This window comes from Micromonospora sp. NPDC093243, assembly GCF_044753725.1.
GTDB lineage: Bacteria > Actinomycetota > Actinomycetes > Mycobacteriales > Micromonosporaceae > Micromonospora.
This window is the reverse complement of sequence record NZ_JBIVNT010000006.1, coordinates 478,058-495,862: the sequence shown is the minus strand read 5'-3', so window position 1 is coordinate 495,862 and position 17,805 is coordinate 478,058. Positions and strand designations below refer to the sequence as shown.

General features: G+C 73.8%; 18 protein-coding genes. 13 read left to right on the top strand and 5 right to left on the bottom strand.

Annotated features, from left to right (window positions below; genetic code table 11):
• Positions 1 to 55 precede the first annotated feature (55 nt).
• The gene (locus ACIP9D_RS22875; protein WP_350875074.1) at positions 56 to 823 is read left to right on the top strand and encodes an SGNH/GDSL hydrolase family protein; all 768 of its coding nucleotides are present in this window, start codon (positions 56 to 58) and stop codon (positions 821 to 823) included.
• A 27-nt stretch (positions 824 to 850) separates the two neighbouring features.
• Here ACIP9D_RS22875 and ACIP9D_RS22870 read toward each other — a convergent pair whose 3' ends face one another.
• A complete protein-coding gene (locus ACIP9D_RS22870) occupies positions 851 to 1,384 on the bottom strand; it encodes a hypothetical protein (RefSeq protein ID WP_350874875.1) in 534 nt (177 codons plus the stop codon).
• 216 nt (positions 1,385 to 1,600) lie between these two features.
• Here ACIP9D_RS22870 and ACIP9D_RS22865 point away from each other — a divergent pair, with 216 nt between their 5' ends.
• The 4 genes from ACIP9D_RS22865 to ACIP9D_RS22850 all read left to right on the top strand — a co-directional run bounded on the left by ACIP9D_RS22865 (position 1,601) and on the right by ACIP9D_RS22850 (position 4,833).
• Positions 1,601 to 2,956, top strand: coding sequence for a BTAD domain-containing putative transcriptional regulator (locus ACIP9D_RS22865; protein WP_350874876.1), 1,356 nt, complete (start codon positions 1,601 to 1,603; stop codon positions 2,954 to 2,956).
• A 111-nt stretch (positions 2,957 to 3,067) separates the two neighbouring features.
• Positions 3,068 to 3,487 (top strand): YchJ family protein, encoded by a 420-nt coding sequence (locus tag ACIP9D_RS22860; RefSeq protein WP_350874877.1) that lies wholly within the window; start codon positions 3,068 to 3,070, stop codon positions 3,485 to 3,487.
• A 210-nt stretch (positions 3,488 to 3,697) separates the two neighbouring features.
• Positions 3,698 to 4,447, top strand: a complete 750-nt coding sequence (locus ACIP9D_RS22855) for a DUF4287 domain-containing protein (protein WP_350874878.1) — start codon at positions 3,698 to 3,700, stop codon at positions 4,445 to 4,447.
• The gene (locus ACIP9D_RS22850; protein WP_350874879.1) at positions 4,444 to 4,833 is read left to right on the top strand and encodes a VOC family protein; all 390 of its coding nucleotides are present in this window, start codon (positions 4,444 to 4,446) and stop codon (positions 4,831 to 4,833) included. Before ACIP9D_RS22855 ends, ACIP9D_RS22850 begins: the two co-directional genes overlap by 4 nt.
• Before the next feature lie 14 nt (positions 4,834 to 4,847).
• On the opposite strand, the gene ACIP9D_RS22845 is transcribed toward ACIP9D_RS22850, so the two are convergent.
• From ACIP9D_RS22845 to ACIP9D_RS22830, 4 genes are all read right to left on the bottom strand, one after another.
• Entirely contained in the window at positions 4,848 to 5,642 is a 795-nt protein-coding gene (locus ACIP9D_RS22845; protein WP_350874880.1) for a maleylpyruvate isomerase family mycothiol-dependent enzyme, read from the bottom strand.
• Positions 5,643 to 5,651: 9 nt separating this feature from the next.
• Positions 5,652 to 6,896, bottom strand: a complete 1,245-nt coding sequence (locus tag ACIP9D_RS22840) for an MFS transporter (protein WP_350874881.1) — start codon at positions 6,894 to 6,896, stop codon at positions 5,652 to 5,654.
• A gap of 223 nt (positions 6,897 to 7,119) precedes the next feature.
• Positions 7,120 to 8,151 (bottom strand): mechanosensitive ion channel family protein, encoded by a 1,032-nt coding sequence (locus tag ACIP9D_RS22835; RefSeq protein WP_350874882.1) that lies wholly within the window; start codon positions 8,149 to 8,151, stop codon positions 7,120 to 7,122.
• Between the two features lie 108 nt (positions 8,152 to 8,259).
• The gene (locus tag ACIP9D_RS22830) at positions 8,260 to 9,138 is read right to left on the bottom strand and encodes an SPFH domain-containing protein (protein WP_350874883.1); all 879 of its coding nucleotides are present in this window, start codon (positions 9,136 to 9,138) and stop codon (positions 8,260 to 8,262) included.
• A 118-nt stretch (positions 9,139 to 9,256) separates the two neighbouring features.
• Here ACIP9D_RS22830 and ACIP9D_RS22825 point away from each other — a divergent pair, with 118 nt between their 5' ends.
• The 8 genes from ACIP9D_RS22825 (at position 9,257) to ACIP9D_RS22790 (ending at position 17,804) form a co-directional block, all read left to right on the top strand.
• The gene (locus tag ACIP9D_RS22825; protein WP_350874884.1) at positions 9,257 to 9,991 is read left to right on the top strand and encodes an RraA family protein; all 735 of its coding nucleotides are present in this window, start codon (positions 9,257 to 9,259) and stop codon (positions 9,989 to 9,991) included.
• 107 nt (positions 9,992 to 10,098) lie between these two features.
• Positions 10,099 to 11,232: an N-acetylmuramoyl-L-alanine amidase gene (locus ACIP9D_RS22820; protein WP_350874885.1), complete on the top strand. Its 1,134-nt coding sequence runs from the start codon at positions 10,099 to 10,101 to the stop codon at positions 11,230 to 11,232.
• A 128-nt stretch (positions 11,233 to 11,360) separates the two neighbouring features.
• Positions 11,361 to 11,774 carry a VOC family protein gene (locus ACIP9D_RS22815; RefSeq protein ID WP_350874886.1) on the top strand — a complete coding sequence of 138 codons (414 nt, stop codon included), beginning with the start codon at positions 11,361 to 11,363 and terminating at the stop codon, positions 11,772 to 11,774.
• Between the two features lie 98 nt (positions 11,775 to 11,872).
• Entirely contained in the window at positions 11,873 to 13,447 is a 1,575-nt protein-coding gene (locus ACIP9D_RS22810; RefSeq protein WP_350874887.1) for an FMN-binding glutamate synthase family protein, read from the top strand.
• Positions 13,448 to 13,509: 62 nt separating this feature from the next.
• Positions 13,510 to 14,037, top strand: coding sequence for an N-acetyltransferase (locus tag ACIP9D_RS22805; RefSeq protein ID WP_350874888.1), 528 nt, complete (start codon positions 13,510 to 13,512; stop codon positions 14,035 to 14,037).
• A gap of 38 nt (positions 14,038 to 14,075) precedes the next feature.
• On the top strand, positions 14,076 to 14,456 hold the full coding sequence (locus tag ACIP9D_RS22800) for a hypothetical protein (RefSeq protein WP_350874889.1): 381 nt from the start codon (positions 14,076 to 14,078) through the stop codon (positions 14,454 to 14,456).
• 116 nt (positions 14,457 to 14,572) lie between these two features.
• Entirely contained in the window at positions 14,573 to 15,760 is a 1,188-nt protein-coding gene (dinB, locus tag ACIP9D_RS22795) for a DNA polymerase IV (protein WP_350874890.1), read from the top strand.
• Between the two features lie 187 nt (positions 15,761 to 15,947).
• Positions 15,948 to 17,804 carry a GH39 family glycosyl hydrolase gene (locus ACIP9D_RS22790; RefSeq protein WP_350874891.1) on the top strand — a complete coding sequence of 619 codons (1,857 nt, stop codon included), beginning with the start codon at positions 15,948 to 15,950 and terminating at the stop codon, positions 17,802 to 17,804.
• Position 17,805: the final 1 nt, after the last annotated feature.

Here is a 17,805-nt window from a genome sequence, read left to right as displayed (position 1 = left end):
TCGAGGCCGGGCCGTGTGAGCTGCCGGGCCGCCCGCCGCTACCCTCGCCGTCGTGATGTGGCAGCGGTATGTGGCGATCGGCGACAGCACCACCGAGGGGCTGGACGACCCGGACGGCGCCGGCGGCTACCGGGGCTGGGCCGACCGGTTCGCCCTCGCCGTGGCCCGGGCGCAGGGCGGGTTGGAGTACGCCAACCTGGCGATCCGGGGGCGGACCACGGCCCGGATCCGGGCCGAGCAGTTGCCGACCGCGCTCGACCTCGCCCCGGACCTGGCGACCGTGGTGGCCGGAATGAACGACGTGCTCCGTCCGTCGTTCGACGTCGAGCGGGTCGCCGCGGACGTCGGCGCGATGCAGCAGGCGCTGGTCGACCAGGGCGCGACGGTGCTCACCTTCACCCTGCCCGACCCGGTGCCCGTGATGCCGATCGCCCGCCCGCTGCGCGGCCGGATGCTCGCGCTGAACGCCGCGCTGCGTGCGGTCACCGCCCGGACCGGGGCCACCCTGCTGGACCTCGGCGCCCACCCGGTCGCCTCCGACCCCCGGCTGTGGAGCGATGACCGGCTGCACGCCAACACCGCCGGGCACGAGCGGATCGCCGCGGCGCTGGCGTACACCGCGGGGCTGCCCGGCACGGACGACTCCTGGTCCCGCCCGCTGGCCGCCGCGCCGCGCCGCCGCCGGCCGGAGGCGATCCGCGCCGAGCTGGCGTGGACCCGCCGGCACCTGCTCCCCTGGCTGGCCCGGCACCTGAACGGCCACTCGTCCGGCGACGACCGGGTGGCGAAGCGCCCCGTGCCGCTGCCGGTCGACCTGGGCTAGCAGGCCGACCGGCAACGGCTGTCCGGCTCAGTCCAGGTCGGTGCAGACGTCGTGCGTCGTGCCGTACACCATGGTGACCGTCTTCTCCAGGGTCGGGGAGAACTCGACCACGTACACCCCGTCGATGACCCAGATCCCGCGCGGCAGCGTGCCGCCGTTCTCCCGGAAGCCGAACAGCACCGGCCCGGTGACGTACCAGGTCATCGAGCCGTCTGTGCCGTACTCGATGAGCGAGGTGCCGCTGGCGTCCACCTTGGTGGTCGCCCCGGTCTCCAGGTTGGTCACGTCGTTGATCAGCGCACCCGTATAGAGCTCCCGACGCGGGGAGCCGTCCGGGTACTCCGAGATCACCAGCTTGCGAACCTCGTCCACCACCGGCTGGACGCGGACCGCGAAGTCGCACCGCGCCCCGGCGGGCTGCTCGAAGGGCTCCTGCGGGGCGGGCTCCCAGGCACCGGGCCCGTCTCCCCGGTCGCCCGTCGTGGCGGACGCGGTGGTGGGCACGGCCACCGTGAGCAGGGCCGTTGCCAGAGCCGTTCCGACAATCCTTCTCCAACGCATGGTCTCTCCATCTGTCTCCGATGATCGGAAGCACCAGGATCACCACCCCCACTCACCACGGCCTCACCACGCGACGGCGGTCCGAGCGGTCGATCGCCGGGGCACCAGGGCGTCCACGGTGTCGGTCTCACCACCGGCTGACCGGGTCCGACGCGCGCACCGACCATCCGGGACGGTTTGACAACCTTCGGCGGATGCCGGACGGTCAGAGCTGACATGGAGTTCCGACTACTCGGCCCGTTCGAGGCGTGCCAGGACGGCCACCGGGTCCAGTTGGGCAGCCGGCGGCAGGAGCGCAGCGTCCTCGCCGTCCTGCTGCTCGACATGGGTCACCTGGTCAGCACCGATCGCCTCATCGACCTGCTCTGGAACGGCCACCCGCCCGCCTCGGCGCGCGGCGCGGTGCACACCTACATCGGCCGGCTCCGCGCCTCGCTCGCGCCGTACGGGGCGCGGATCCGCACCAGCGGCGACGGCTACCTGGTGGAGCGGGGCGAGCACCACGTCGACGTCGACGAGTTCAGCCGGCTCGCGAACCAGGCGAGCGGCACCCTCGACCCGGCGGAGCGGGTGCGCCTGCTCGACCGGGCGCTGGCCCTCTGGCGGGGCCCGTTGCTCGCCGACGCCGCCGACGGGGAGCTGCGGGAACGGCTCGACGGCCCGATCGAGGAGCTGCGGCTGGCCAGCCTCGAACTGCGGGCCGAGGCGCAGCTGGCGCTCGGCCGGCACAGCCAGGTGATCAACGAGCTGACCCCGCTGGTCGCTGAACACCCCACCCGCGAACAGTTGGTCGGCACGCTGATGACCGCGCTGTACCGGGGCGGGCGGCAGGCCGACGCGCTGGCGCTCTACCGGACGACCCGGCAGGAGCTGGTCGAGGGGCTCGGCGTGGAGCCCGGGATGCGCCTGCGCGAGGTGCACCGCCGGATCCTCCGCGACGACCACCGCCTCGACCGGCCCGGCCTGCCGGTGTACGAGGTGCGGGTGCACGAGGAGAGCCTGCCGTGGACCGTCGGCGGGCATCCGGCGCTGGAGTTCTGCAACACTTTCGCCGGCTGGGGGCACGAACCGCCGCTGCCCGGCTCCGAGTGGCTGCGCGCGTACCGCACGCTGGTGGTGTGGACGGGCCATGTGGGGCTGGTCGACGACGCCGCGGTCAGTCGGCTGATCGAACTGGCCCGGCGGGCTCCCGACGAGGCCGCCACGCAGCTCGACGCGGCCCGTGACGTGCGCGCTCAGCTCTACGCCTGCCTGACCGGCGCGGATGACCGGCGAGCGTTCGACGCGGTGGCCCGGTACGCGGAGGCCGCCGCGAAGACGCTGGTGTTCCGTCGTGACGCGGACGGCCGCGGGCGGTGGTGGCCGGACCTGGCGGCCGGCCTCCGGCTACCGGTGCACGCCGCCGCCTGGAGCGCCGCCGAACTGCTGGCCGACCCGCGCCGCGTCACCATCCGGGCCTGCCCGGACTCCAGGTGCGGCTGGCTCTTCCTCGACGAGACCGGCATGCGCCGCTGGTGCAGCCTGGCCACCTGCGGCCGGTCCGCCGCCGAGGCGCCCTGCCGAGTCGCGTGAGCCAGCCCGGGTCCGACCGGCTCTGATCCGGGCCGACCCAACACGCGGGCGCCCGGGCGGCGCGGGCCGGTGCCGGGTCGCGGCCGACGGGCGGTACGGCAGGATGGACGGGTGGCGAAGCGTGGAGGCCGCCGAGGCGCGGCCGGCGGAGCGGAGCGGGCCTGCCCGTGCGGTACCGGCCGGCCCTACGGCGAGTGCTGCGGCCCGCTGCACCGGGGCGAGGCCGACGCACCGACCGCCGAGGCGCTGATGCGCTCCCGATTCAGCGCCTTCGCCGTCGGCGACGCCGGATACCTGCTCCGCAGCTGGCACGAGAGCACCCGCCCGGCGCGGCTCGACCTCGACGTCGCCCGACGGTGGACCCGCCTGGAGATCATCGACACCGCGCGCGGGGGCCTCTTCGACGGCACCGGCACGGTCGAGTTCCGCGCCCACTACCGGGACGGCGGGCGGCCCGGCACCCAGACCGAGCGGAGCCGGTTCGTCCGGGCCGACGGCCGCTGGGTCTACCTGGACGCGGAGCAGGGCTGACCGCGCGTCCGGCCTGCGCACGGCCCGGCCGGACGCTATGCTGACGGCGGCGTGGTCCTGCGCCTCACCTCCCTCCCGGTGCTCACGCCGCCGGCCTCGCGGAGGCAAAGGGGGCTTCGAGCCCTCGGGATGCGGTGCCACATGCCCCACTCCGGCGGGGTCGACGGGAGCGTGAGTCCCTGCGACCGTGCCGTTGACAGGGAGCATGTGATGACCAGCCAGAAGTCACTCAAGACCCGGGTACGTGCCCGGATGGAGAAGACCGGCGAAAGCTACACCACCGCCCGTCGGCAACTACTCGCCCGCACCCGGGCCACCACCCCCGAGGACACCGCCGGGGTGCCCGCCGCCGCCTCGGCGCCCGCGACCGTGCAGTCCCCGCCGCCCGCGGCGGCAGCGGTGCAGACCGATCGGATCGCCGACGCCCTGCTGCGCGAGCGCACCGGCCGCGGCTGGGACGAGTGGTTCGCCCTGCTCGACGCGTGGCACGGCACCGACCGTACGCACACCGAGATCGCCCGGTGGCTGGTCACCGAGCACGAGATGCCGGGTTGGTGGGCGCAGACCGTCACGGTCGGCTACGAGCAGAGCCGGGGGCTGCGGGCACCCGGGCAACGTCGCGGCGGCGGGTTCACGGCCGGCGGCAGCCGCACCGTCGCGGTACCGGTCGACCGGCTCTTCGCGGCGTTCGCCGACGGCGCGTTGCGCGTCCGCTGGCTGCCCGACGTCGAGGTACGGGTGCGGACGGCGACCGCACCGAAGACGTTCAGGGCGGACTGGGACGGCGGGCCGACCCGGATCGTGGTCGGTTTCACCGCCGTCGGCGAAACCAGGAGCAAGGTGGCCGTGCAACACGAGAAGCTGACCGGAGCGGAGCAGGCGGCGGAGTTGAAGGCGTACTGGCGGGACCGGCTCGCCACGCTGAAGCAGCTTCTCGAGGCGGACGGAGACCCGCGATGAGCATCACGACCTTCATCAACCTGCCGGTACGCGACCTCAGCACGGCGGCCGAGTTCTTCCGGTCCATCGGATTCACCGGTGAGCAGCCGGCGCCGGACGGCAGCAGCATGATGCTGAACCTGAACGAGACGACCCAGCTGATGCTGCACATCGCCTCGTCCTTCGCCGGCTACACCGGGGTCGCGGTCACCGACACCTCGACGAGCCGCGAGGTGATCGTCGGCCTCGCCGCCGAGAGCCGGGAGCAGGTCGACGAGCTGGTCGACCGGGCCGCCGCGGCCGGCGGCACGGCGCTCGGCCCGGGGCAGGACACCGGCCAGCTCTACATGCGCGGCTTCCGCGACCTCGACGGCCACCAGTGGTCGTTCCTGCACCTGGCCGGTTGACGGTGCGGCGCGGGTCAGCCGAAGCTGACCCGCGCCAGCCAGAAGTCGAGCAGCTCACCGTCGCCGAACACCTGCACCGTGCCGTCCTGCGGGCTGCGGCGGCCGTAGACGGTGAGCAGCAGCTCGGTGAGCGGGCCGCGTACGGCGACCGCGGCCTTCGCGTGCGCGCGTCGCCAGACGCCGACCTCACCGGTGAGGTCGACCAACCACTCGGCGTCGACCTCGGGCGCGACGTCGGTGGCGTGCAGGTGCACCGTGCGCCCGGGCCCGAACAGGGCCCGCCGCTCCGGCTTCAGATCGAGCATGACGGGCAGGCTGTCGAGTTCCATCCACTCGTCGAGCGCGTCGACCGCCACCGTCTCCCCAGCGGTGAACGGCACCCCCAGCGCCAGAGCCGCGTCGGCCCGGTGCACCAGCGTCTCGTGGGTAAAGCGGCGGGCGTAGAAGGCCGCGTCGGCCTGGCCCGGGAGCGGCGTCCAGACCTCGGCCTGCGGCCCGGCCGCGCGCAGCGTGTCGGCCAGCCGCACGCCGCCCTCGGCGAGCCACGGCCCGAGCACCGCCGGATCCCCATCCTCCTGCCCGCTGAGATCGCGGAGCGCGGTGTCGAGCAGCGGGGCGCTCGCCCGGGTGCGGACCGTCTCCTCGGCCCAGCGGTGCCCGGCGCCGACGTGTCGCACCAACTGGCCAACAGTCCAGTCGGGGCAGGACGGCACCGGCGCGCGCAGATCGGCCCCGGCGAGGTGCGCGGCCATCAGCTCGGCCTGGGTGGCGATCTCGTCGCACCACTGGGCGAAGGTCATCCCGGTCATCCGGCCACCCTAGCCAGTTGCCCCGACATCACCGGCGCGCCGAGCGCGGACGGCCACCAGCCCCAGGGCCACCAGCAGGTACGGCACCGCGGCCACCGCGAAGGCCACCGCGTTGCCGGCGGCCGTCGCGACGATGGCGTAGCCGGCGTACACGGCGATGAGGGTGACGTCGGTGGCCATCCCCGCCAGCGACGTCACGGTGGCCCGGCTCGGTCCGACGATCCGGACCTGCAAGCGGGCGTCGGCGAGCACGGTGGCGAGCTGAAAGGCGCAGAACGCCACGCCGATCAGCGCGAACCCGGCCGGGTGGTCGGCGAGCGCCCCGCCGGCCAGGGTCACCGCGGCGAGGCCGAGCAGGGCCGCGTACCCACGGTTGGTGAGCCGCTCGCCCAGCGGGGCGAGCAGCCCGCCGACGATCACTCCGGCCCAGACCACCAGGAGCAGCAGCGGCACCGTCCGCGCGGCGACGCCGGTGTCCCGGGCCAGCAGCGGGGCGTACTCGTCGAGAGCGCCCCAGACCGCGGTCACCGCCGCGACCAGCAGCACGGCCGCGCGTACCCGGGGAACGGCGCGGGCCTCGGCCACCCCGGCGCGCAGGCTCGCCCACCAGCCGAGGTCGTCGTCCTGGGTGTCGCCGTCGTGGTTGTCGCCGTCGGATCGCCCTGGCGTCCGGTGTTCCGGGAAACGGGTCGCGACGGCGGCGGCGAGCAGGCAGGCGAGCACGCTGGCCGCGCCGACCGCCGGATAGCCGCCGGCCGCGAGCACCGGGCCGGCCAGCACGATCGAGGCGAGCGCACCGAGCACGCCGGCGGTGTTCGCCCGGCCCAGGACCCGGGCGTACCGACCGGCCGCGCCCCGGCGGTCGAGTTCGGTGAAGACCAACGCCTCCAGCGCGCCGGAGCCGAGCGCCCCGCCGGCGCCCCAGAGCAGGAAGCCGACGGCGAACGCCGGATAGGACGGCAGCAGCACCCAGATGGCGTAGCCGACGGCGGTGACCAGCGGGGCGAGGCAGAGCAGCAGCCGCCGGGAGACCGCGTCCGCCCAGGCGCCGGAGGGCACCTCCAGCAGGATCGAGCTGGCCGACCAGATCACGAAGAGCGACGAGATCTGCCAGACCGACAGGCCGGTGTCGGCGAAGAGCAGCGCGTACACCGGATAGAGCAGGACGAGGTCGCTGAGGAACGAGTAGCCGTAGAGGGTCGCCGCCAGGCGGCGGACGTCGCGCTCTGGCGCGCGGGTGCGGGTGAGAGTCATGAGGCCTTCCCGTGGAAGCGAATCGGACGCCGGACGTACGGCGTCCGCGGCGGCCCACGGGGGCGGCCTCTAGTGGTGCATCAACATCGCCAGGTCATGCCGGCGATGCTAGTCGCCGACGACCCAGGTGGGCCAGGGATTGTCGCGGCCCGCGTCGGACAGACGCGCGACGGGGTGGGACCGGTGGTCCCACCCCGTCGCGGCGGTGCTGCGGCAGAGGGTGTCAGCGGCGCTCCGGCCCCGGCTCGACGGGCGGGATGACCATCGTGGCCTCGCTGTCCTCGGCGCTGCGCTGGGTGGGCAGGCCCGACGTGCTCACCTGCGAGCCCTCCGGCTCGCCGGGCCGGGTGACCACCTGGGTGGCGTCCGCGTCGGCGGGTCGAGGGACCACCTGGGTGGCGTCCGCGTCGGCGGGCCGGGTGACCACCTGCGTGGTGTCCGCCTCGGCGGGCCGGGTGACCACCTGGGTGCTCTCCGGGTCGGAGCCCTGGGCGACCACCTGGGTGACGTCCGGGTCCGCGGCGGCCGGCTGGGCGGGCGGGGTCTCCCGGTCGCGGCGGCTGGCCTGGTAGGCGCGGGCGTGCGTCGCGATCAGCTGCGACTCCTGCTCGGCCCGGGTCAGCCAGGACTCCCACCGGCGCTGCATCGGCCGGACCAGCCCGCCACCGACGCCGACCACCAGGATCCCGCCGACGGTGGCCAGCACGGCGATCAACACCGGGGTGGTCACCGAGGTGGCCACTCCGATCTGGTTGAGCGCGGCGATGACGCCCAGGCCGAGAAGGAAGACGTACGCGATGGTGGCCAGCACCCGGCCGTACGAGAGGCCGCCGAGCGCGCCGGCGATGATGTCCCGCACGGCGTTGGCGATCGCGGCGGCGACCACCACGATGACGATCGCGACGAAGGCGCGGGGCAGCCAGGCGATCACGCCGGCGATCAGGTCCGAGACCGGGTTCGGCCCCCAGATGCCGAACGCCAGCTGGAGGGTCACCAGCAGCAACCCGTAGTAGACGAGTTTGGCGACGATGTCGCTGGCGTCGTACCGGGAGCGGCTCAACGCCCGGCGGATCCCGCCGCGCTCGACGGCGCGGTCGAAGCCCACCCGCTCCAGGATCTTGTCCACCAGCTTCAGCGCGGCCTTGGCGATCAGCCATCCGACCACCAGGATCGCCACGAACGCGACGGCCTTGGGCAGGAAGAGCATCACCGAGCGGAGGGCGTCGCCCACCGCGTCGCTGACGTTGTCACTCATCTGGGGTCCTCCACACGGGGCAGCGGGATCTTCGGTCCCGACCTACCCGGGGCGCACCGGAGCTCAAACGCGACCCGGCCCGTCGCACCCCGACCCGAGCGCCCCCGGCTACGCCGCGGCCGGGGGCGGCCCGTCGTTCTCCGCGGCCTGCGCCACGCCCTCGGTGAGCGGCCCGAGGTCCGGCCCGGGCCCCTCGCCCGGCGCGGCTGCCGGCCGGCCGTCCGGCAGCCGCGCGAACTGGTCGAAGAAGCGCAGCAGCTCCACCGGGAACGGCATCACCAGGGTGCTGTTCTTCTCGGCCGCCACGTCCACCACCGTCTGGAGCAGCCGCAGCTGGTACGCCCCGGGGGTCGCCGCCATCGCCCGGGACGCGTCGGCGAGCCGGCGCGACGCCTGGAACTCACCGTCCGCGGCGATGACCCGGGCCCGGCGCTCCCGCTCGGCCTCGGCCTGCCGGGACATGGACCGTTTCATCCCCTCGGGCAGCGAGACGTCCTTGACCTCGACCCGCTCGATCAGCAGCCCCCACGGCTTCTCCGTCGGCGCGTCGATGACGGACTTCAGCTCGGCGTTGATCCGGTCCCGGTCGCCGAGCAGGGTGTCCAGGTCGGCCTTGCCGATCACCGAACGCAGCGCGGTCTGTGCCACCTGGAGCACGGCCGACGGGTAGTCGTGCACGTTGACCAGCGCCTTGACCGGGTCGACCACCCGGTAGTAGACGACGGCGTCGACGGTGAGCGTCACGTTGTCCCGGGTGATGGCGCCCTGCGCGGGCACCCCGATCACCGTGGTCTGCATGCTGACCCGGACCAGCCGGTCGGCGATCGGGACGATGAGCTGCAGGCCCGGCTGGCGGACGTGCTCAAGCACCCGGCCGAACCGGAAGACGATGCCGCGCTGGTACTGCTGGACCATCCGGACGCTGAGCGCCAGCACGAGCACCACGACGGCGAGCACGATGACCACGCCGATCACCACGGCTCCCATGGCACCCCCCGATCCCCGACTGCCCCGCATTCCCGGGGCCGGGCATACCCGGTTGTCCGGCCGGCAGTCCAGGTCGGCGCGATTGGATCTGGCCGTCCGCACGCCCGGCGTCCCTACGATGGCGGCCCGCTCGTTCGAGCGTCGAGGTCTGGAGGACGTCATGCTGGAGCGCTTCGCCGATCTGACCACACCGCTGGTGGCGGACGCCTGCGTGCGCCTGGGGGTGCCGTTGCGCGTCGCGCCGCCCGGCGTGGGCTCGGTGGTGCCGGGTCAGCGGATCGCCGGGCGGGTGCTGCCGGCGCGGCACTACGGCAGCGTGGACGTGTTCCTGGAGGCGTTCGGCCACGCCACGCCGGGCGACGTGCTGGTGGTCGACAACGGCGGTCGTACGGACGAGGCCTGCGTGGGCGACCTGGCGGTGCTGGAGGCCGCCGCGGCCGGGGTGGCCGGGGTGGTGGTGTGGGGGCTGCACCGGGACAGCGCGGAGCTGGCCGAGATCGGGCTGCCGGTGTTCAGCTACGGCAGGTGTCCACTCGGGCCGGTGCGGGTGGACGACCGGGAAGCGGAGGCGTTGACCACCGCCCGGGTGGGTGGGCATCTGGTCGGCCGCGACGACGTGGTGTTCGGCGACGACGACGGGGTGCTCTTCGTGCCCGGCGGGCGGGTCGAGGACGTGCTGGCGGTCGCGGTCGGCATCCGCCAGGTCGAGCGGGAGCAGGCCGACCGCATCCGCTCCGGCGAGACGCTGCGTCGGCAGACGGCCTTCGACGACTACCTGCTCCGGCGGGTTGCGGATCCGGCGTACACCTTCCGCCGCCATCTGCGGCGCATTGGTGGCGCGATCGAGGAGTGACCCGGCCGGCATCTAGCGCGCCGGCGAGTCTTGGCAATATCCTCCATCTCACGCGCGGCCCCTGGAGCTACTTTTCACCCTGCCGTCCTGGCCGCAGAGGAGATGTCATGCACCTCGACCATTCCGAACTGGACCGCCGTACCCTGCTGCGGGCCGGCCTCGGCGCCGCGACGGTCGCGGTCGTCGGGAGCGAACTCGCCTTCCCGGCCGCCGCCCAGGCGGACCCAGGCGCGGACCTGGACTGGATCTACAGCTGCGACGAGTGGGGGGCGCGACCGCCGGCCGACCCGCTGTCGGTGAGCGCCATCGCCACCAACAAGATCATCGTGCACCACATGGCCTTCCCGAACGTCACCGACTACTCCGAGGCGCAGGCCATCAAGCTGGCCCGCGACTGCCAGGACCTGCACATGGACGGCAACGGCTGGTCCGACACCGGGCAGCACTTCACCGTCAGCCGTGGTGGCTACGTTATGGAGGGCCGGCGAGGCAGTCTGGAACGGCTGCAGGCCGGCGACCGCCAGATGATTTCGGCGCACTGCCCCGGTGAGAACGGGCGGGCCATCGGGATCGAGAACGAGGGCACCTACGTCACCGAGACCCCGCCGCAGGCGCTGCTGGACTCGCTGGTCAAGCTCTGCGTCACGATCTGCCAGCAGTACGGTCTGCACGCGCACGACATCTTCGGCCACTGGGACTTCCGCAACACGCAGTGCCCGGGCGCCGCCTTCTACCGGCAGTTCCCGACCCTGCGCCGCCGGGTGTTCCAGGCCCTCGACACCGACCTCTCCGACGTGCCGGCCCGGCGCTGGCCGGACCTGTGGCGCTTCGTCAGCTCCCCGGCCGTACAGGTCGTGCAGTATCTGCTCGCGCACCGCGGCTACACCGTGCCGGTCAACAGCGTCTTCGACGCGGCGACGGTGGCCGCCGTGCAGGACTGGCAGTACCGCAACGGCATCCCGGTGGACGTCGACGCCACGCTCACCCCGCAGACCTGGGAGACCCTCGCGCCGGAGCTGGACAAGGACGCCACCGGGCTACCGGTCAGCGCGGTGCAGTTCATCCTCAACATCAAGGGCTACGCCGAGGTCACCGTCACCGGCGAGTACGACTACGTGACCATGAAGGCCGTCAAGGACCTGCAGGCCCTGCACGGTCTGCCCCGCAACGGCAAGGTCACCACCAGCACCTGGTGCGCGATCGTCGGCGGTGTGGTCCGGCAGTCCTTCAAGCGCCGCTGACCCGTGGGCGTACCCGGCGGGGGAAGCGCCGACGCCCGACGTCTCCCCCGCCGAAACGCGCCCCCGGTTCGTTGCCCCACCCCCGCTGCTCTGCGACGATGACGCAGGTCACGACCAAGGAGGGTGCTGTGGCTTCTCGACTCAACCCGTATCTCAACTTCCCCGGCAAGGCCCGCGCGGCGATGGAGTTCTACCACCGGGTCTTCGGTGGCGACCTGCGACTGAACACGTTCGGTGAGATCGGCGAGCAGGATCCGGCGCTGGCCGACCAGATCATGCACGCCCAGCTGGAGACCGAGCGCGGCTTCACGCTCATGGCCTCGGACCTCCCGCCCGGGATGGAGCACAGCCCGGGCAACAACATCAGCATCAGCCTCAGCGGCGACGACGCCGACGAGCTGCGCGGCTACTGGACGCAGCTCAGCGAGAGCGGCGCGGTGGTGATGCCGCTGGAGAAGCAGATGTGGGGCGACGAGTTCGGGATGTGCACCGACCCGTTCGGCATCGCGTGGATGGTCAACATCTCCCAGCCGCAGGGCTGACCCACGCCCCGCCCTCGGCGACGACCCGGACGCCGCCGGCGCCGCGGTCGCCGGCCGGCGCCTGTTTGCCCCACGCCGATCGCGGAAAGAGTGCGGGGATGAAATGGGCACGTCGAGCGGTACCCCTGGCCGCGGCCGCCGTGGCGGCGCTCGCCGCACGGGACCTGGTGCAGCGCGATCACGCGCTGCTGCGCAACTTTCCGGTCCTCGGCCGGGCGCGCTACCTGCTGGAGGCGATCGGGCCGGAGCTGCGGCAGTACATCGTGGCCGGCAACAACGAGGAGCGGCCGTTCACCCGGGACCAGCGCCGTTGGGTGTACGCCTCGGCGAAGCAGCAGAACAACTACTTCGGCTTCGGCACCGACAACGACATCGAGCACACCCCCGGCTATCCGATCATCAAGCACCGCACCTTCGGCCGGGCCGTACCGCCGTCCGCGCCCGGCGCCGGGCAGGAGGTGCGGCTGCCCTGCGCCAAGGTGCTCGGTGAGGCCCGCGGCCGGGCCCGCGCCTTCCGCCCGCAGTCGGTGGTGAACATCTCCGGGATGAGCTTCGGCTCCCTCTCGGGCAACGCCATCGAGGCGCTCAACCGGGGCGCGGCGCTCGCCGGCTGCCTGCAGAACACCGGCGAGGGCGGGCTGTCGCCGTACCACCGCAACGGCGGTGAGCTGGTGTTCCAGATCGGCACGGCCTACTTCGGCTGCCGGGACGAGCGGGGGCGCTTCAGCCTGAACCGGCTCAAGGAACTGGTCGCCGGCGCGCCGGTGCGGGCGTTGGAGATTAAGCTGAGCCAGGGGGCCAAGCCGAGCCTCGGCGGGCTGCTGCCGGCGGCGAAGGTCTCCGCCGAGATCGCCGCGACGCGGGGCATCCCGGCGGGGCGGGACTGCGTCAGCCCGTCCCGGCACGCGGAGTTCACCGACTGCGACAGCCTGCTGGACTGGGCGGAGCTGCTCGCCGCGGAAACCGGACTGCCGGTCGGCATCAAGTCGGCGGTCGGCGACCTCGGCTTCTGGCAGGAGCTGGCCGGGTTGATGCGGGACACCGGCCGCGGCGTCGACTTCGTCACCGTCGACGGCGGGGAAGGCGGTACGGGCGCCGCGCCACTGATCTTCACCGACTCCGTCTCGCTCCCCTTCCAGCAGGGCTTCCCCCGGATCTACCGGGTCTTCGCCGAGCACGGCCTGCACGAGCAGGTGGTCTTCGTCGGCTCGGGCAAACTCGGCCTGCCCGACAACGCGATGGTGGCGTTCGCGCTGGGTTGCGACATGGTCAACGTGGGCCGGGAGGCGATGCTCTCCATCGGCTGTATCCAGGCGCAGAAGTGCCACACCGACACCTGCCCCACCGGCGTCGCCACCCAGAACGCCTGGCTGGCCCGGGGCCTGGACCCGGCGCTGAAGTCGGTGCGGGCGGCGCACTACGTCCGGACCCTGCGCCGTGACCTGATGCGGGTCGCCGAGGCGTGCGGGGTCGAGCACCCCGGGCTGGTCGACACGACCGCGGTGGAGATCCTGGACGGTCGCGGCGGCACGATTCCGCTGCACGAGATGTACGGCTACCGCCCCGAGTGGGGGCTGCCCTCGCCGGCGGACCGCGCGGAGATCGTCCGACTGATGGCCGGGGAGGCGCCCCAGGGCGGCAGCGCCCCACCGTCGCCGACGGCGGTCGGCTGAGCCGCTTCCGATCCGCAGAAAATGGGGAGGCGCCGACGCGGCCGCGTCCCTATCGTGAGCCGGTGCTGATCAGACGCGAGACCGCAGCCGACGTCGACGCCATCCGGGCGGTGCACACCGCCGCCTTCGCCAAGCCGGACGCGCCGGACGCCGTCCCCGTCGAGGCCCCGCTGGTCGACGCGCTCCGCGCCGACGCCGGCTGGGTGCCGGCGCTGTCGCTGGTGGCGGTCGACCCCGACGGTCAGGTCGTCGGGCACGTGGTCTGCACCCGCGCGCTGGTGGCCGGACGGCCGGTCGCGCTGGGTCTCGGGCCGCTGGGCGTGCTGCCGCAGTGGCAGCGCCGCGGGGTCGGCTCGGCGCTGATGCACGCCGTGCTCGCTGCGGCGGACGCCCGGGACGAGCCGCTGGTGGTGCTGCTCGGGCACCCCGACTACTACCCGCGCTTCGGGTTCCGGCCCGCCGTCGAGCACGGCGTCACCCCGCCCGTGCCGCAGTGGGGGCCGCGCTACTTCATGGCCCGCCCGCTCAGCGCCTGGGATCCGACGATCCGCGGCGAGTTCGCGTACGCGTCGCCGTTCAACGACCTCTGACCTTCCGCCCGGTGACCGGAGTGTTGCATTCTGGTTGCATGGGAGAGGTGCTGCCGATGCCCAGCTTCGGTGACCTGTTCGCCGACAGCCGGGGCGAGGACCGGACGATGCGTGTCAGCTACCACCCGGACCGGGATGCCGTGGTGCTGTCGCTCTGGAGCGGCGCGGTGTGCCGGGGATCGTTCCGGATGGCCACCGGCGACCTGCCGCGACTGCTGTCGCTGCTCACCGAGATCAGCGGGGGCCGCGCGGCGGACGCAGCGCGCGACGCCACGCCGCCGGACCGGACCGACCCACGGGTGACGGTGGTGCGCCGCGCCGCGATCCCGCCGGCCCGGGCCGCCGACGGGCCCGGTGAGACCGCCGGGCCCGCGCACCGCACCGTGCTACCGATCGTGCCCGCACCCCGGGTCGCCTGACCGGCGCTACGCCGGGGGTCACCGGGCCCGGGCCGCCGGCGCCCTGACCGACCGGCGGGTGCGTGCGTTCCGGCAGGTCAGTGCCGGCTTCGCCGCGGCCGTGCGAACATATGTTCGTGTCGACCGGGGCCACCATCCTGCACGCCGACCTGGACGCGTTCTACGCCTCGGTCGAGCAGCGGGACTTTCCACGGCTGCGTGGCCGCCCGGTGATCGTCGGCGGCGGAGTGGTGCTGGCCGCCAGCTACGAGGCGAAGGCCCGCGGCGTACGCAGCGCGATGGGCGGTCACCAGGCGCGCCGGCTCTGCCCCGACGCGATCGTGGTGCCGCCGCGGATGTCGGCCTACACCGCGGCCAGCCGGGCGGTCTTCGAGATCTTCCGGCAGACCACCCCGCTGGTCGAGGGGCTCTCGGTCGACGAGGCGTTCCTCGACGTGGGCGGCCTGCGCCGGCTGGTCGGGCCGCCGGCCGACATCGCCGCCCGGCTGCGCCGCGAGGTCCGCGACCGGGTCGGGCTGCCCATCACGGTGGGGGTGGCCCGGACGAAGTTCCTGGCCAAGGTCGCCAGCGGGGTGGCCAAGCCGGACGGTCTGCTGCTCGTCCCGCCCGACGGCGAGCTGGCCTTCCTGCATCCGCTGCCGGTGGAGCGGCTCTGGGGGGTCGGCCCGGTGACGGCGGCGAAGCTGCGCGAGCGGCGGATCCGCACCGTCGGCGAGGTGGCCCGGCTCGGCGAGGCGGCGCTGGTCTCGATGCTCGGCAAGGGCGCGGGACGGCACCTGCACGCGCTGGCGCACAACCGCGATCCGCGGCCGGTGCAGGTGGGTCGGCGGCGTGGCTCGATGGGCGCGCAGCACGCGCTCGGCCGCGGCCCGCACGCGCCGGCCGAGCTGGACGCCATCCTCGCCGGGCTGGTGGACCGGTTGACCCGGCGGCTACGGGCGGCGGACCGCAGCGGCCGGACGGTGGTGCTGCGGCTGCGCTTCGCCGATTACAGCCGCGCGACCCGGTCGCACACGCTCGACAAGGCGACGGACGACACCGGCGTGGTGCTCGGCGCGGCCCGGGCGCTGCTGCGGACGGCAGGTCCGGAGATCGGGCGGCGGGGCGTCACGCTGCTCGGGGTGTCGGTGGGCAACCTGGACGACGCCCCGGTCCAGCCGCCGCTGCCGTTCGACCGCGACCCCGGTGCGGACCTGGACGCCGCCGTAGACGCGGTCCGGGACCGGTTCGGCACGGCGGCCCTCACCCGGGCGGTGCTGCTCGGCCGGGACGCCGGCCCGGAGATGCCCCGCTTGCCGGACTGACCGGGCGCTCCAAAGGACGTCCGGAAGCGATCAGACCGGCGCCGAGGCCGGCCGCCGGGTGGGCGGGGCCGGTGGTCCGAACCGGATCAGGGCGACCGAAAATGTGCGGTTCACAGGGGCGCGATGGGCACAGAAACCGGTTACAGTGCTCGGACCGGACCCCGTGACACCCCAGGAGGTACCCCCGGTGACGAGCACCAGCGACCACCAGCCGGCCGACGCCCGCACCGACTGGGAGGCGCGAATCGCGCTGCGCAGCGACGAGGAGGGCACGACGGACGGCGCTCCCGACCTCGCGCCGCCCGACGGACTGACCGCGCTCGCCGGGGTCGGTCACGTGCGCCTCACCTGGTCCCCGGTGCCCGGTGCGGTGGGCTACCTGGTGCACCGCGCGCCGCTGCGCGACGGCGCCCCGGCGGCCGAGTTGACCCCGGTCGACCACCTCGGCGGTGACGTTCTCTCGGTCCCCGACACCTGGTACGTCGACACCACCGGTGAACCCGGGCAGCCGTACGCGTACGCGGTGGCCGCCGTCCCCGAGGTCACCGTCACCGGCCCGCTCGGCACGCCGGTGACCTGCGCGTCCCGGCCCGGCACCGGCGTGACGCCGACGGTCGAGCTGACGGTGGACGCAGCCGCGACCGGCGCTCCGCTGCCCCGGCCCTGGCAGCCGATGATCGGTAGCGAGCGGCTCTCCCAGCTGCTCTGCACCGATCTCTCCGGCGGCCGGGAGATCGGCGGTGAGCTGCTCGCCGCGCTGCGCCGGGTACGCGACGAGATCGGGGTCGAGACGGTCCGGGCGCACGCGATCCTGCACGACGACCTCGGCGTCTACCGCGAGGTCGACGGCGTCCCGGTGATCGACTTCTCCGGCGTCGACCGAGTCTACGACCTGTTGCTCGCCACCGGGCTGCGACCGGTCGTCGAGATCGGCTTCATGCCGCGCGACCTGGCCAGCGATCCGGAGCGGACGGTCTTCCAGTACCGAGGTGTGATCTCCCCGCCGAAGGACTGGGACCGCTGGGCGGAGCTGGTCCGCGCACTGGTCAGCCACCTGCTCGACCGCTACGGCGAGGAGGTGCTCGGCTGGGACTTCGAGGTGTGGAACGAGGCCAACCTTGAGGTGTTCTGGTCCGGCACCCGCGACGAGTGGATGCGGCTGTACGACGTGACCGCCCGAGCGGTCAAGGACGTCGACCCGCGGATCCCGGTAGGCGGGCCGTCCTCCGCGGCCGCCGGGTGGGTCGACGCGCTGCTCGCCCACGCCCGCCGCTCCGGCGCGCCGGTCGACTTCGTCTCCACGCACACCTACGGCAGCCCGCCGCTGGACCTGCGCCCGACCCTGCGCCGGCTCGGCTTCCCGCACGCGCGGATCCTCTGGACCGAGTGGGGTGTCACCCCCACCCACTTCCACCCGGTCAACGACGGCACCTCGGCGGCCACCTTCCTGCTCACCGGCATGCGCTCGGCCGCCGGCCGGGTCGACGCCCTCTCCTACTGGGTGGCCAGCGACCACTTCGAGGAGCTGGGCCGGCCGCCGCGGTTGCTGCACGGCGGCTTCGGCCTGATCACCGTCGGCGGTCTCGCCAAGCCCCGCTACCACGCGCTGCGGATGCTCAGCCAGCTCGGCGAGACCGAGCTGCCGGTGCGGGCCACCGGCGACGGGGCCGACGGGCTGGTGCAGACCTGGGCCAGCCGGCGGGCCGACGGCAGCCTGGCCATCCTGCTCTGGGCCGCCACTCTCGACCAGTCCAAGCGGGACGGTGACCCCGCGCTGGCCCGGCAGATCCGCCTCGCCGTCGACGGCGCCGCCGGCCGCACGGTGACCGTGACCCGGCTCGACCGCGAGCACGGCGACATCACCACGCTCGCCGAGCGACTCGGCGTCGCCGAATGGCCGGTCGGGGAGCAGTGGGACGCGCTGCGCGCCGCCGACTCCCTGGCCATGGAGAAGGTGGACGCCGTCGCGGACGGCAGGGCCGCGGTGCTGGAGCTGCACCTGCCGCAGCCGGGCGCGGTCCTCGTCGAGGTGGCCGGGGTCTGAC

What these genes read in the sequence shown, in the direction of transcription:
- ACIP9D_RS22875 (WP_350875074.1), top strand. Translation starts at nt 56, where the DNA reads ATGTGGCAGCGGTATGTGGCGATCGGCGACAGCACCACCGAGGGGCTG.
- ACIP9D_RS22870 (WP_350874875.1), bottom strand. Translation starts at nt 1,384, where the DNA reads ATGCGTTGGAGAAGGATTGTCGGAACGGCTCTGGCAACGGCCCTGCTC.
- ACIP9D_RS22865 (WP_350874876.1), top strand. Translation starts at nt 1,601, where the DNA reads ATGGAGTTCCGACTACTCGGCCCGTTCGAGGCGTGCCAGGACGGCCAC.
- ACIP9D_RS22855 (WP_350874878.1), top strand. Translation starts at nt 3,698, where the DNA reads ATGACCAGCCAGAAGTCACTCAAGACCCGGGTACGTGCCCGGATGGAG.
- ACIP9D_RS22850 (WP_350874879.1), top strand. Translation starts at nt 4,444, where the DNA reads ATGAGCATCACGACCTTCATCAACCTGCCGGTACGCGACCTCAGCACG.
- ACIP9D_RS22845 (WP_350874880.1), bottom strand. Translation starts at nt 5,642, where the DNA reads ATGACCGGGATGACCTTCGCCCAGTGGTGCGACGAGATCGCCACCCAG.
- ACIP9D_RS22840 (WP_350874881.1), bottom strand. Translation starts at nt 6,896, where the DNA reads ATGACTCTCACCCGCACCCGCGCGCCAGAGCGCGACGTCCGCCGCCTG.
- ACIP9D_RS22835 (WP_350874882.1), bottom strand. Translation starts at nt 8,151, where the DNA reads ATGAGTGACAACGTCAGCGACGCGGTGGGCGACGCCCTCCGCTCGGTG.
- ACIP9D_RS22830 (WP_350874883.1), bottom strand. Translation starts at nt 9,138, where the DNA reads ATGGGAGCCGTGGTGATCGGCGTGGTCATCGTGCTCGCCGTCGTGGTG.
- ACIP9D_RS22825 (WP_350874884.1), top strand. Translation starts at nt 9,257, where the DNA reads ATGGCGGCCCGCTCGTTCGAGCGTCGAGGTCTGGAGGACGTCATGCTG.
- ACIP9D_RS22820 (WP_350874885.1), top strand. Translation starts at nt 10,099, where the DNA reads ATGCACCTCGACCATTCCGAACTGGACCGCCGTACCCTGCTGCGGGCC.
- ACIP9D_RS22810 (WP_350874887.1), top strand. Translation starts at nt 11,873, where the DNA reads ATGAAATGGGCACGTCGAGCGGTACCCCTGGCCGCGGCCGCCGTGGCG.
- ACIP9D_RS22800 (WP_350874889.1), top strand. Translation starts at nt 14,076, where the DNA reads ATGGGAGAGGTGCTGCCGATGCCCAGCTTCGGTGACCTGTTCGCCGAC.